At 63.9% G+C, this 13,817-nt stretch carries 11 protein-coding genes and 2 tRNA genes; 9 read left to right on the plus strand and 4 right to left on the minus strand.

The features are described 5' to 3' along the window. The first annotated feature begins 98 nt into the window (after positions 1–98). Both ATC03_RS01995 and ATC03_RS02000 read left to right on the plus strand, forming a co-directional pair. A tRNA-Thr gene (locus tag ATC03_RS01995) sits at positions 99–170 on the plus strand. A 46-nt stretch (positions 171–216) separates the two neighbouring features. After that, a tRNA-Met gene (locus ATC03_RS02000) sits at positions 217–290 on the plus strand. A gap of 137 nt (positions 291–427) precedes the next feature. On the opposite strand, the gene ATC03_RS02005 is transcribed toward ATC03_RS02000, so the two are convergent. The 4 genes from ATC03_RS02005 to ATC03_RS02020 all read right to left on the minus strand — a co-directional run bounded on the left by ATC03_RS02005 (position 428) and on the right by ATC03_RS02020 (position 7,305). Beyond that, positions 428–1,540 carry a tyrosine-type recombinase/integrase gene (locus ATC03_RS02005; RefSeq protein ID WP_067872503.1) on the minus strand — a complete coding sequence of 371 codons (1,113 nt, stop codon included), beginning with the start codon at positions 1,538–1,540 and terminating at the stop codon, positions 428–430. 80 nt (positions 1,541–1,620) lie between these two features. After that, a complete protein-coding gene (locus tag ATC03_RS20090; protein WP_152030826.1) occupies positions 1,621–3,150 on the minus strand; it encodes a hypothetical protein in 1,530 nt (509 codons plus the stop codon). Next, positions 3,143–5,959 carry a class I SAM-dependent DNA methyltransferase gene (locus ATC03_RS02015; RefSeq protein WP_067872508.1) on the minus strand — a complete coding sequence of 939 codons (2,817 nt, stop codon included), beginning with the start codon at positions 5,957–5,959 and terminating at the stop codon, positions 3,143–3,145. The genes ATC03_RS20090 and ATC03_RS02015 overlap by 8 nt, the downstream gene beginning before the upstream one ends. 113 nt (positions 5,960–6,072) lie before the next feature. Further along, positions 6,073–7,305 (minus strand): helix-turn-helix domain-containing protein, encoded by a 1,233-nt coding sequence (locus ATC03_RS02020; protein ID WP_067872511.1) that lies wholly within the window; start codon positions 7,303–7,305, stop codon positions 6,073–6,075. 52 nt (positions 7,306–7,357) lie between these two features. On the opposite strand from ATC03_RS02020, the gene ATC03_RS02025 reads away from it, so the two are divergent. The 7 genes from ATC03_RS02025 (at position 7,358) to ATC03_RS02055 (ending at position 12,698) form a co-directional block, all read left to right on the plus strand. Beyond that, complete coding sequence (locus tag ATC03_RS02025) at positions 7,358–7,597, plus strand: helix-turn-helix transcriptional regulator (RefSeq protein ID WP_227820201.1); 240 nt, start codon at positions 7,358–7,360, stop codon at positions 7,595–7,597. Beyond that, a complete protein-coding gene (locus tag ATC03_RS02030) occupies positions 7,594–7,965 on the plus strand; it encodes a hypothetical protein (RefSeq protein WP_067872517.1) in 372 nt (123 codons plus the stop codon). The genes ATC03_RS02025 and ATC03_RS02030 overlap by 4 nt, the downstream gene beginning before the upstream one ends. Further along, positions 7,965–9,110, plus strand: coding sequence for a DUF3631 domain-containing protein (locus tag ATC03_RS02035; protein WP_067872520.1), 1,146 nt, complete (start codon positions 7,965–7,967; stop codon positions 9,108–9,110). The genes ATC03_RS02030 and ATC03_RS02035 overlap by 1 nt, the downstream gene beginning before the upstream one ends. A gap of 197 nt (positions 9,111–9,307) precedes the next feature. Next, complete coding sequence (gene mobC / locus ATC03_RS19915; RefSeq protein ID WP_084003199.1) at positions 9,308–9,814, plus strand: plasmid mobilization relaxosome protein MobC; 507 nt, start codon at positions 9,308–9,310, stop codon at positions 9,812–9,814. Beyond that, on the plus strand, positions 9,811–10,506 hold the full coding sequence (locus ATC03_RS02045; RefSeq protein ID WP_067872525.1) for a DUF8175 domain-containg protein: 696 nt from the start codon (positions 9,811–9,813) through the stop codon (positions 10,504–10,506). The genes mobC and ATC03_RS02045 overlap by 4 nt, the downstream gene beginning before the upstream one ends. Then, positions 10,503–11,978, plus strand: a complete 1,476-nt coding sequence (locus ATC03_RS02050; RefSeq protein WP_067872528.1) for a TrbL/VirB6 family protein — start codon at positions 10,503–10,505, stop codon at positions 11,976–11,978. Before ATC03_RS02045 ends, ATC03_RS02050 begins: the two co-directional genes overlap by 4 nt. Positions 11,979–12,056: 78 nt before the next feature. Further along, a complete protein-coding gene (locus ATC03_RS02055) occupies positions 12,057–12,698 on the plus strand; it encodes a DUF2637 domain-containing protein (protein ID WP_067872531.1) in 642 nt (213 codons plus the stop codon). The last annotated feature ends 1,119 nt before the right edge of the window (positions 12,699–13,817 follow it).

The following is a 13,817-nucleotide window of genomic DNA, read 5'->3' on the forward strand; positions in this document are numbered from 1 at the left end:
GCTCGGACGGGGTCGGGTCGGCTTCGGGGGTGCTCACCCGTGGTTCGGAACCTGGCCCGGGAGGTGATATCCTCTTCAGGTTGCCGATTACGGCGAACGCCCCGATAGCTCAGTGGTAGAGCACTTCCATGGTAAGGAAGGGGTCGTCAGTTCAATCCTGACTCGGGGCTCGGTTCTCTCGGTTCAGCCCTCGGGCGAAACCGGTGAAGCCTTCCCGGCGGGGTAGCTCAGGTGGTTAGAGCACACGGCTCATAATCGTGGTGTCGCGGGTTCGAGTCCCGCCCTCGCTACAACAGCAGAACTCCGCGGATCGCGGGTTCGATTCTCTTGCTTCTGACGTCGAGGACCGGCTCACGTGACCACATCCTGACCACATTTGTCGTGCATCAGTGGTGATCTAAGGGACGTTTCGCTGTCTCGTCGTGACTCAGACATCGATGACGACGCCGGCTCGAAGAGCCGCTTCGTCCAGTCGCGCGGCCACGGTGTCGAGATCGTCGTCGAAGAGATCCGAGTACGTGTCGAGCGTCATTGCGGCTGAGGCGTGGCCGAGCATGCGCTGCACCGCCTTGACGTTCGCGCCCGCCGAGACCGCGAGGCTCGCTGCTGTGTGGCGAAGGTCGTGCACGGTCATCGGCTCGAGTTCCGCGTGCCGCAATGACTTGTCGAACCAGGAGTTCTCTCGGACGGTGGGTGTCGTGAGATGACCGCCGGACTTGTCGGGGAAGAGCAGGGAGCTCGGCGGCCGGTCTGCACACAGTTGCGCGAGTGGCGCACCCAGGAAGGCGGGGAATGGTACCGCCCGACGTTTGTGCGTCTTGGGCGTACCGACCACGACCTTTCCGCCTACCAGGACTGCGTTGACACTTACGGTGATGCGGCGTCGATCGAGGTCGACGTCACCGACGCGCAGCCCGCTTACCTCACCCCAACGAAGCCCGGTGTAGGCCAAGACCCGGAGCAGCGTCGCATGCTCGCCCGCGGCTCGAGCGAGCTGGTCGACCTGCTGGTGGCTGAGGTACACGTGCTCCCGGCTCACCTTGCGAGGCAGGCCCACGCCTCGGCCGGGATTGGACGGGATGCGACGATCCTTCACCGCGGCGTCGAGAATGCCCGCGAGCACACCAAAGCAACGATGGACGAGGGCAGGCGACTTTGGTTTCGCGTTGCCGCCGTCGCCGGAACTGAGTCGCGCGATCCAGCTCTGCACATCGCTATGCCGCACATCGCCGACCGGGACTCGCCCCCAGGCGGGCTCTACGTGGAGTCGCCAAGCTGACTCGACGACCGCGACGGAAGAAGGCTTGAGATGGGTCTGAGATGCGAGCCACGCCGCGCCAGCAGCTCCGACCGTCATTCGCGCATGCGACGGATCGATGTAGGTGCCGGCTGCCTTGCCGAGTTCCACGCTCGCGAGGAAGAGATCCGCTTCCTTCTTGGTCTTGAATCCCCGCTTGGTGGTCTGCGTGTGGTCCGGCTTGCGATACCGCACCCGGTATCGCCTGCCGGATGCGGTTGCGTACGGCTCAACTGTTGCCACGATGCCTCCATTGGTGCCGAACTACCCGCCTGTCTCGAGGCGCGGATCCACGAATTTGCTCAGGTACCAGCGCGGGATGCCTAGAACAGCAAGCCGTATTCTCGGCCGCCGTGCATCGACAGCTCGACGCTGTTCGCCGCGGAATCCTTGAGGGTGGTTAGTCCCTTTTTATCGGTGACTGTCAACGTGAATCGGCCTTGGCCAGCCGCAGAAGGCGTGTCGCGGGCGAAGACAAGGATCGTGTCTTGATAACCGGTTAGGCCGTAGTGCTCAGGGATCGGCAGATTGATGATGTCCATGGTGTTGTTAGCGAATCGCACTGAGCGCTCGACATACGGATGGCCTGCAACCCGGATCTCAACCTTTCCCAGAGTCGTGTCTTTGGAAACACTCTCAGGGCCGAACCCGAAGAATATCCTCGTACCTCGTGGCGTATTGAGTTGGTTCCCTGGGCGTGGCGGGCGATTGCGGATGATTGACGATCCGTCGACCCACAGGGATCGTGCGGCGGCTAGTTGTACCGGGAGGGTGCCGCCGTCAGGTGAAGCCAGATAGCGGCGGGTCGCGGGCGTTTTGTCTTCTCGGAGCCGCTGGGGCTTGGGCAGGGCGCGATAACGAGATCGGTACTCGTCGAGCACGTCGCCGAGGAGATCTGCAGTCTCCCATGTGTCGTCGAACCACTCGAGGAGGGGTTTGGCCAGTTGAAGATGCTGCCACGATCCTGGCGCCGCGGGTGAGCTCCAGATCTGCTTCGTGACGACTTCCGAGCCAGTCGAGAGCGCGCTCGCTGTGAGATTCGCTGACCCCAGGACGAGGGTTCTCAACTCGTACCATGGTTCATTGCGGAAGGCGAACACTTTCGCGTGAAACGCGGACTGCGGGCGCAGAGTTGAAGATGCGAGTACTGCACGTCCGTTGGGGATCCGGACTTCCGCGTTCTCGAGATTACTAAGGCGCGTGAGTGCCCTCGGCTGGGTGAAGCCGAAGTCCATGCTCACCAAGAACCGCTTGCGCGCTCCCGCCCATATTCCGCTCGACAACGTGTCATTCAGCAAGCGGACACCCGCGGCCGAAGCGTATGCCACCGCGACGTCGACGTAGTCGTACGCGCCGGCCTCTAAGGATGCGTCCGCGAGCGCATCGAGCACCACACCAACCCTGCCGACACTCGTGTCCTGCGCGTGAACGGATGCCTGAAAGGGCCTAGTACGCAAACGTGCGGCGGCGGCGTCCGCTGACACGTGGTAGTCCAACGGCTCAGCTGGCCGGGGAGCCCCATAGGCCTCGTGGTCGTACCACGCCAGTGCTGCCGTGAACGACTGGCTCGACAGATCGTAGCGAGCGATGGCTTCCACCGGTTCAGACCCTGCGTCGAAGAGCGCGCCATTTGGATACACGCGTCCACAGGAGGGGCACACTGCGAACTCGACATGATCGAAAGAGCCAGACGCCCCAAACGACAATCGACCGCTCCGATCAGCCGAACGCCAGTCTTCAACCAACGAGTCGTTGCCGCACTCACAGGTCTGGTTGTCACCGGCTTCGTCTACGGTTGCATGCCCGTCGACGGGTACCGTCGGGTACGGCCACCAGACCATCGCATCAGCCATTTGCCACTGCGTTTCGGGCCGAACGCCGCCGCGGTGGCATCGCAGGCATCGCGAGCTCATTGGAGGTGGTGAGCTTCGCGTAGCTGGCAAACAGGGCACGCAACCGCTGATTGTCAGTGGCCGCGCCGTGTAGACCAAATGCCTTGTCGACGGCGGCGTCGAGCTCGCGGTGCGCTCGCAGGAGGTCGGGTGCCATCGCGAGCGGGTTGTAGTGGTCTGCGAGCGATCGCTCCGGGTGCAGCGCTCGTGCGGCGAGCACGGCGTTACCGCCCGCGATGATCGCGTCGCGCTGCACGTCCGTCAGCGGCGGGAGTGGAAAGGTGTTCCAGGTCAGCGTATTTGAGAACCGCAGATCCGACTTGATGCGGCCGCCAACGGCGCGCTGCCAGGCGATGAACGCCGAGGACGAAATCGCGGCGAAGGCGATTCCGTCAGGGTCGTCGGCTTTGAAGTTCGCGTCACCGCAGATGACGTCTGGGCCATACAAGGCCGTAGGGAAGAATCTCCGGGTTTCGCTGGCATGCCTCGGCACACACACGTATGGAGTGTCGGGCTGCGAGCGCTGGCCGAACAGGTGCGGAGTATCGGCCATCTGCCTGGTGGATTCAGCCTTTGACGCTGCGCGGAATTGACGTACTGCATCGAGGCGCCGATGGAGGATCGGCGAGCGTGCGATGTCGCTGGGGTTGAGGTCAACGAGCCAGAGGCACCAGCGCGGCTCGTTGTGGATCAGCTGGCGTGCGCCGACGAATGGGCGGATGTACTTGGCGGCTATCGGATCTGCGGCGACCTCGTCGTAATCGTCCGGTTCGATGAGGAGGTTGCCGTCGTCGCGGGCCATATTGCCGAAGACCATCGGCGGGAGTGCTGGGGCGAGTGGGGTGCGCCGCTGGTCGACGAGGACGGTCGGGCCGTCGACGAGATAGCCATTGAGCTGCTCGACGACGGGGATCTCGACGGGCTCGCCCCGGAGGTTACCTGAGTAGTCGAACAGCCGGGCTCGTTTTCTTGTTGCGCGGTCGAATCCGATGGCCGAGCAGTGCACGGCGGCAGCACCAGGGGCTTCGCTCGTCCAGGCAAACGTGCGGTGGGCGAACTTGACGCGCCATCCAGCTGCGAAAACCGGGCCGAAGAGGGCGGGCACCGGTTCGCCTTGTGCGATCGAGTTCGTCGAGACGAAGGCGAACTCGCCGGCGTACTCGGGGCGGCCAAGCAGGTCGAGTGATTTTGCATACCATCCAGTCACATAATCGAGGCGACCGATGTCGTCGCGACGCCAGACGTCGCGGAGCTCTTGTGCCTGCTCGAGGGAGCGGGTGGCGTGACCGAGGAATGGTGGATTCCCCATGATGTAGAGGTGCTCGCTTGGTTCAACGACATCTGCCCATTCCGTGCGGAGCGCGTTACCGACGTGGATGCTGCGGATTTTGTCGAGCGGGAGCAGATCGGGGGCATCCCCGAGCACGAGTTCCATCGCCTGGTTCGCCTGGTGCTCGACCAGATGCAATGCGGTCGCGGCTATCTGCGCAGGCCACTCTTCGAGCTCTATGCCGTGAAAGCTAGACAACCGTACGGAGAGGTGATCCTCGGTGAAGAACATCGTGCGCGCTGTCTCGCCAGAGAGCACCTGGATTCGCTGCAACACCTCGAGATCTAATGCGCGCATCTGTCGGTACCCGACCACGAGGAAGTTACCACATCCGCACGCCGGGTCTAGGAACCGCATCTCACCCATGTCCGCGCGCAGTTTCTTCAACGTCTTGGTGTCGTGAAACCCGTCTGTGAAGCGCTGCCGGAGCTCATCGAGGAACATCGGTCCAATGACCTTCATGATGTTGGTCTCGGTCGTGTAGTGCTCGCCGAGCTCACGCCTGGCGGTCTTGTCCTTGACGGCCTGGAACAAGCTGCCGAAGATGGCCGGCGAGATTGCGGACCAGTTGAACATGGCTGCTTCGAGCAGGCGGCTCCGCATCGCGGCATCGAATGAAGGGATCGACAGTGGTTCCCCGAAGACACCGCCATTGACATAGGGGAAGCGGGCGATCAGCTCGTCAAGATTCGACTGCCGACGCGAGGGATCCCGCCCCATGACTTGATAGAGCAGCGAGAGTTGCGGGCCCAGATCTGAACCATCCGTCGCGGTGCGGGTCTCGAGAAACTCGAGAAAGAGATCTCGATCCCAAACGCCGGCATCGTCGGCGTACAACGCGAACAAGGTGCGCACGAGGAACACCGAGGCCTCGTGATCGCTGTCGTATCCGGAGCCCTCGAGCGCCTCATACAGGGACGCCATCAGCTTCGCCGCCTTGATCGATGCTGCCTCCTGAGCCTTCGATCCGAACGTGCGCTCACCGTACCCGGCGAGGAACGCGAGTTCCTCGGCGTTGTCACGCAACTCGCCTAACGAGAATTCCACCGGTGACGCGCCCATCTCCGCTCGCAGATCCAGCAGCCGGAACCTCTGGAAGTCACTCGTGAGGACCCAGCGCGGAATCTCAGGATCCGGAAGATCATCGATGTAGTCGAGGGCCTGTTTCTCCGCCGCGAGAAGATCTTTGCCCGCGGACTTCATCTCGATCAGGGCGAGACCGGGGATGAGTGCGTCGATGTAGCCACGGGCGCCAGTAGAGGAACGCTTTACCCGCTTCTCATAGAACGCCGCACGAGTGTGGGTTATCCCATACACGCCGAGCAGGTCTCGAACGAACGACTGCGCCTGCTGCCGCTCATCGCCAGGCTCGTGCTGCCATTCACGGATGAACTGAGCAGCTCGAGTGCGGATCTCATTCATCGACAGCGACTTCGGCACACGCCTACGCTATACGTCCCCGCTCATCTGCTTGGTGCCAGTCGAGCGTGGCCACAGGTCGAGCCCGCCTTAATCCACGATGACGGGGCAGGGACGAGAGTCGCGCTGATCGGCTATTTGTTCGGTCGGCGTCGAAGCCAGTCCCGCCACGTCGTTTGTACGAGCTGGGCATTCGGTTGTGGTGCAGGGACCTCGATGCCGAGGCTCGCGGCATCTCTAAGCATCCAACCGAGCGTCTCCTGCGAGAAGAGCTGCGCAGCGCGATGCTGGCGCCGCAGCTCCTCGGGCGTTGATTCGTCCAGAGCTGGCGGGCTGTCGCGCATTCGGATCCAGGGCTCGAGTCCACGAGCGACGTGCATGCGCTGAACCTCGAGCGGTGACGGTCGGTATTCCTCGCTGGCGAACCTCAATGGATCGCTTGGCGCCGACATCCACAGGTCTAACTCGTGGGTCGACCTTCGTTCGAAGAGCGGGCCCATCCCCGGAATGCGGGATGGCAAGAATGGGGCAGAGAAGTCAAATAGCAGGACCATCGGAGAAATACCGATCGCCATCGCAATTTCGAGGACCTGCGCAAGGGATGCGTCGGTCTTGCGGCCGCTCTCGAGGTTGCGAATGACGCTCTCGGACACGTGCGGATTGCCGATCTCAGTGGCGAGCTCAGCAGCTGAACGGAAGCCGGCCTCCTTTCGCAGTCGACGGATGCGGGCACCTAGGTAGGCCGGAAAGCTGTCCTCGTTCGCTGGAGTGTCTCCGCGGCCGCTCGTCTTCCGAAGGTCCATCCCCTGTTCCGCAGCCAAGGTGAGCAATGCGTCGATGGAGTCGTCAATCTCCCAGTTCGCGGCCCGAAGGTGATCGAAGTATTGAGCGGCGTCGTACTTGGCTTTGTCGTGGACGGCCTTCTGAATGGACTCCCGTCTCATCGACTGCATCCACGACGACTCCTCCAGCCGCCGGCTGATGACGAGACGTCTCTGCTCGATCGGGCGTGACGCTTGGTCGCGGTCAGCCTCGCTCCCACCCGACGCGGTGAACCACCGGTCGAATTCGAGTGCGCTCATTCGACTGAAGACGGGCCCCAAGCCCTGGATGTCGATCGGCTGGAACGGTCGCGAGAAGTCGACGATCAGCGCTAGGGGCGATATCTCCAGTGCCATCGCGATCTCGAGCACCTGCACGATCGACAACTCGGCCTTACGGCCGCTCTCGATGTTCCGAAGGACGTTATGAGAGACGGCGTCGGATCCGATGGCGTTCGCAAGGTCGAGCGATGACCGGAAGCCGCGTGCAGCGCGCGCGTCCTTGACGCGTCGGCCGAACGCCGCGACCCACTCATCTTGTGTCAAATTGACCCCTCAGCTGATTCTACGGTGTCGAACTGACCACCGAATCGAGAGCGTGAAGTACGCACTGATCACACGACCCGGAGGCAATCACATGGACGTCAAGCACCTTCTCCTCACCCCTCGCGAGGTGAGCGAATGGACCGGACTCTCAATGGGCGCACTTGCCCAGCTGCGGTACAAGGGACTGGGTCCCAGTTTCATCAAATTGACACCGAAGACGGTTCGCTACATCCCCGAGCAGGTCGAAGCCTGGATCGAAGAGAGCGTTCGCACCCAGACGGGGCAGCAGTGATCGTCGGCATCGGGGGCGAGCCGGAAGTAGGTGTCACCTTCTTCGGCCGAGGCATCCCGCCCCTGAATGAGGATGAGCTCTGGGAGTACATCTCCTCCAGCGCTCACGGGTGGCAGACATGGCTCGACGGCTACGGCGCCGGGTTCGCCGCAGCGCAGGGCGCGCTCATCGACCGGGTGCTCCGAGCAGAAGCGGATGCCGATCGCTACTACATGCTCGCCTTCAACCCGCGTGAGACTGCAAAGGTCCTCGAAAGCTACGTACAGCGCTGCATCCGTCGTGGTGAGCCCGAGCGTGCACGACGGGCACAGGAGCGCATCGATCGGCTGTTTCCGACGGGCCGCTTTCAGTTGACGGGTGCACGCTGATGCTCACCGGTGCCGACATCCTCGACAAGACGAAGGCGGCGCTTGCCGACTATTGCATCCTGCCGTCAGCCGAGGCGCTCGACGCGATCACGCTGTGGATCGCGATGACCCACGCCTCGGCTGCGTTCGACTTTGCACCCCGGCTCGTTGTGAAGTCGGTGGAGAAGCGGAGCGGCAAGACCAGGGTGCTCGAGGTCGTCGACGGCATGAGTCACGACCCGATCCGCTTGGTGAATGCTTCGATCTCTTACCTGTTCAGGCGAGTCGAGCTCGCCGGCGATCAGCCGCCCACCCTGCTCCTCGACGAGGCCGACACGTTATTCGGATCGCCACGACAGGCAGAGCGGAACGAGGACCTGCGAGGCCTCCTCAACTCGGGATTCCAAAGAGGAACGCTCTACGGGCGCGTTGAAGGACAGACGCTCAAACCCCGCGAGTACCGCACGTTCGCGATGGCAGCACTGGCCGGCATCGGCGACCTACCGGACACCATCGAAGACCGAGCCATCGTCGTGCGGATCAAGCGACGTGGCCCCGGGGAGTATGCCATGCCGTTCCGTAGCCGCAACGACGGAGGCCGGCTTCAACAGATCCGCTCCGAGCTCGCTGCCTGGTTGGAGGACTCGATCGACGATCTGGCCGCGCTCCGCCCGGACCTTCCCGTCGTCGACCGGGCAGCCGATGTCTGGGAACCCCTCTGCGCCATCGCCGACTACGCCGGAGGCCAGTGGCCCCGACAAGCGTGGCAGGCGGCGAAGAGCCTGACGTCTGCGCAGTATGACTCGGTTGTCGATTCATCGTTCTCGGCGCAGCTGTTGAACGATGTGCGGATCGTGTTCGGTCAGCTCGGAACGCCCAAGGCGCTCCCAACGGCAATCATCATCGAGCGGCTCAGCGCCCTGGACGAAGCGCCCTGGAGGACGCTCAACGGAACCGGGCTCGACCCGCGGATCCTGTCGCGCCGGCTCACTCCATACGGCGTCCGCCCCGTCAGCGTTCGAATCGGAACCGAGGTGGTCCGCGGCTACCGCCACGCCGATCTCAAAGACGCGTGGGACCGCTACCTCGAGCCCGAAACGCAGGGCGATACAACCGCGACATCCGCTACTCAGCAGCCGCCGTCTGTAGCGCTCGTCACGACGTAGCGGATGTCACCGCTACATGAATCTCACCCAGAACCAATCGAAGAAGGGGTCGACATGTACCGAGACCGTCGCTGGATGAACACCCGAACGAAAAGCGGAGCAAGCTATAGCGTTAGGTGCCCTAACGCCGCCAATGCCGATGCGGATGCCTCGGACGCCAACCTGCCGGGTGGGCGCTGCGCTGGGCAGGAGGCGCGATGAGCGCCCAGATTGACGGGGGAGCCCGTCGACAAATACATGCCGGAGAGGCCAGGTCAAAGCGCTACGTCGTCAAGGTCACTCCGACCGACGAGACACGGCTCGAGGCCGCCGCCGGTGAACGCCAGATCACCGTCGCACGGCTCCTCGTGGAGTCGGCGCTCGCCCCGCTTGGCGACCCTGAGTCCGGTCCGGCGCTGACCGAAACCGATCGGCGCGACCTGCTGACAGCGATTCTTGCGCTGCGGCAATTGGCATCGAGCTCGGCCAACAACGTGAACCAGATCGCGAAGTACGCCAACGAGAACCGGCTCTTTCCAGTCGAGGCCGCCGAGGCCCTCATGGTCACGCGCGAGCTGCTGCTTCGGATCGATGAGTTCCTCGACCGATTCCATCCGCAGTCAGAACTCGCGAGACGTCGTCGAGGACGTGATGTCGCCGTGGAGCGCGTCGATCGGCAGTGGGCCGATCTGCTCGGTCATCAGAAACGAGAGGAAGAGGGATGAGCAAGAAGGATGAGTCACGACCGAGCCCCTTCGCTTCGCCGTCGTGGATCGCGTCGGCGGTCTTCGTCGGCGGTCTGATGGTTCTTGGCGTGGTGGTCTCGATCGGAATCGTGCAGAAGGACTCGTCGCCCTCTGAGCACGGTTCCCCAAGAGCTGTTGCCGCGTGTGCTCACGTGTCGCAGAACCTCGAGGCCTCCGATCTACAGGAGGCGGACTGGGATGCGATCGGGGATGTCTATGCTCCGTCGGTGGCCGGAGTCGGGCCGGCGCTCGTTGAGACAGACGGATTCCGTCGGTGCTTCGCAAGGTCCGAGCCCGGAGCAGTGGTTGCTGCCGCCACGTACGTCGCCATCGGCAGCGGCCGACCAGAGCTGAGCGACCGGCTTGCTTCGGACGCCACCTTGCCGGGACCCGGGCGCGACGCGGCGATTGCGCAGACGGATGCCTCGTCGACCGGATCGAGCGCCGGGCTTCAGATCGTCGCCTACCAAGTCGCCCGGTACACGACCACCGACGCAGAGATCAGGATTGCCGTGCGATCAGTCGATGGGCGGCTCGTGGCCGGCTCGGTTCCCCTCCGGTGGGCAGACGACGACTGGAAGCTGGTCGTCGATCCAGCGACTGGACGATATGTCGAGCTCGCGGCTATCCCGAATCTTGCCGGGATGGCCCCGTGGGGCGCGAACCAATGAGCTGCGAGTTCGGGAACTGGAGCTGCGAGCTCGGTGAGGCAGTCGGCCAGTGGGTCGGGGGAGCGACTGGTCAGGCGCTTGTGGCGATTGCAGAGGCACTCGCCGATGGCCTGGGCCAACTGGTCCGCGCGCTCGGGACGATGTGGGTCGCGGTGCCCTCGCCCAAGATCGTTGCGAACCAGGAGATCTCGAGCATCGGCAGCTCGACCGATGGTGTCGTCATGATGTTGAACTGGGCCAGTTGGCTCGCCCTCATCGTCTGCATGCTCTCGCTGATCGGCTTCGGTGCGACGCTTGGGCTTCGTCGAGGGAACGAGCGCCTACGACGCCTTGGGAGCATCCTCCTTGCGGTGGTCATGGTCAGTGGTGCCGGGTCGATCGTCGGTTACCTCGTGACCAGCCAGAGCGCGGAAGCCTCGCCCGCGATCGGATTCATTCACGAGTCGTTGCAGCCGCTGGTGATCGGGCTTGCCGTGTTCAGCCTCATCATCGCTGCCGTCCGCACGGCGTGGGAGCAGCGAGCAGATGGTGCGCGTCAAGCGCTGTCGTCCCTGCTCACGCTCGCCGTCGTCACCGGTGGAGGGCTCACGGCCGTGGCCGTACTCGTCGCTGCATCCGACGCGCTCGCAAGCGAGATCCTGACGAACTCGAGCACAGGGCGGAGCTTCGAAGAGAATCTGCTCGCCATGCTCGGTGTCGCGCATGTCGCAACCGGAGGATCTGGCGTGCTGATCGTCATCGTGCTCGGGACCGTGGCGCTCTGCGGCTCGATCGTGCAGATCGGACTCATGGTGCTGAGGAGCGGGATGCTCGTGCTCCTGGCCGGGATCCTGCCGCTTTCGGCCAGCTTCACGAACACCGCGGTCGGCGCGAACTGGTTCCGGAAGTGCATCGGATGGCTTCTGGCGTTCATTCTCTACAAGCCCGCCGCCGCGTTGATCTACGCCACCGCGTTCCAGCTCGTCGGAACGGACCTGTTCGCGAGCGACGGCACGGGCATCTGGGCGGGCGTGGCTGGCGTTGCCATGATGCTCATGGCGCTGCTTGCGCTCCCGGCGCTCATGCGATTCGTGGCACCTGTTTTGGCGATGCAGGCCGGTGGCGCCGGTCTGGGCGCTTCGATGGCCCGCATCGGGGCAGAGGTGCCCACCGGAGCGGTTCGGGCATTCCAAGGGGCCCGGACCAGCGGGACGGCTTCCTCTGGGGGATCGGCGGCGATGGCGAGCAGCGGGGCAGCGTCCGGTTCGGCCGCGAGTGGAGCGGCCCTCGGTGGGGCGGCAGCAGCGGGTGGAATCGCTATGCCGGCGGTTGCTGCTGTCGGCACCGCGATCGCTGCGGGGCAGAAAGCCGCCGACGGCGTGAAGTCTGGGGCCGAGCAAGCCGCCGCTGCCCCATCCCAGGGTGCTTCCGGCCCGGATGCCCGAGCCACGCCGTCCGGTGCGCCGGAGACGAGACCGCGCCCTGGCGCTTAAGCCGGTCCGGCGCCATCACCGACGCTGCGAGATCGGCGGTGAGCCATCCGAACCACCCGGCCCGAACCAAGGAGAGACATGTCCCAGCTGCCCCGACGGATCAACCCGGACACCCGACCGGTGCTCGTCGTTGCTGCCAGCCTGACCGCGGTGCTCGGCGGCGTGTCGTTCTTGTTGTCTTACAACGGGCTCACGGCTACCGCCCCGTGGGCCAGCATTCCGGCGGGACAGGCTTGGACCATTCCCGTGGTCATCGACGGGGCAATCCTCGTCTACACGTTGGCCGTGCTCATCAAGCGTCGACGGGGTGAACGCGCCGTGCTGTATTGGTCCCTGCTCGCCGCGTTCACCGCAGTGTCTGTGGCAGGCAACGCCTTCCATGCTTGGGATGCTTCGGCCCAGGACTCCACCGGAATGGCCGGCGCGGCTATCGCGGGCCTCGCGCCGCTCGCCGTCTTGGCGGCGACGCACACGCTCGCTGATCTCATCGTTGAGCCGGCGCCCGCACGGATCGCTCAGCCAGAGGTGCGATCGGATGTCACGCCAATCGAGCGAGCGGACGCGATGACGCTCTCGGAAGACGAGCCCGTGTCCCGCGAGCAAGCCGTCGTCACCAGAGCGCGAGCCGGGCTCAGCCAACGGCGGATTGCCGCGGAGCTCGGCATGAGCAAGTCCACCGTTGGCCGCATCCTCACCAGTGCATCCGTTGAAGTGGAGTGACTCGCGCTGCTGACAACTCGCGATGCGAGCGAGAAGATGTCGAACATGGAATCTTGTTCGCTTGCTCGGAGCGACGCGATTGCCCTACTCCGAGTCGTGGCAACGTTGGAAGCACTGATCCAAAGCGGAGCCCTCAGCGATGTGAACGTGGACGCGCTCCGCAGGAGCCTGCAACGCCATGACGAGCTCGCGGCCGTCGACGATGGCGAGGATCGAGACGTGCAGCAGACCTTGGGCCGGCTAGCCCAGCAGCTTCACCTCGCACTCGGAGACTCCGACGATCCGACGGCCCGCCCGGTGGGATAGCTCAACTCGGCACGGCACCTCACACGGCTCCTGCTTATTCGAGCAACCAGTTGAACGTGTCCTCGATGCTCGCGAGGTCGTCTACAAGCTCGTCTCGATTGGCGTATTCGACCTGAGCCCGCGGAAGCAGGATGCTGGGGGTCGCGTAAAAGACGCGGAAGCTCTGTCCCTCGCATTGGATCTGCGTCGGCAGAGTCCCCGGCCCGAGGTACGAGGCGGGCCAAGTCCACGAGTCATTCCAGTGCTCAGTCCAACCCTCGTCGCGCCTCGATTTCCAACCGCGGGCTTGGAGAAACTCGTCGGCCACGGGATCGTACGGTGCAACGAATGTATCCAGCTCTTCCAAATTAGTGTCCTCTCGTGCTCAACAATCGTGAGCCGCAGCTCGAAGCGGGCGCGTCTCCATGTAGTGGCGGGTGCCGCTACGACACAAGATGGCGGTCAAGCATCCGCGCGGATGTCGCGCTGTTGCGGTCGTAGCGGTGGAGGGCCTCGTGGGAGGCAGCGCCACTACGAGCCGATGCGGCATCTTTTTGAGACGCCTGTGTTCAAGGTCGCCCGTCCGGGGAAGGCAGAATCGTCCAACTACATGTTGGACGAGGGCTGCAATAGCCGACCTCACCACGGCGCGGATGAGCTCAAGCTTGAGCGCTTAGGACGCCGTCACCGGGAACGCTGTGCGGGCAGGTCTACGGGATCCTCGACCGGCGGCTGTCCCTCGGCGCAACGCCTCGAGCGCGAGAACCGCCACCGACCGTCTTGCGGACGCCAGTTGAAGCCTTCGAACATGCTCAGCGATCCGGTGTCACTGCC

Origin of the sequence: Agromyces aureus (assembly GCF_001660485.1) — a bacterium.
GTDB classification, from domain to species: domain Bacteria; phylum Actinomycetota; class Actinomycetes; order Actinomycetales; family Microbacteriaceae; genus Agromyces; species Agromyces aureus.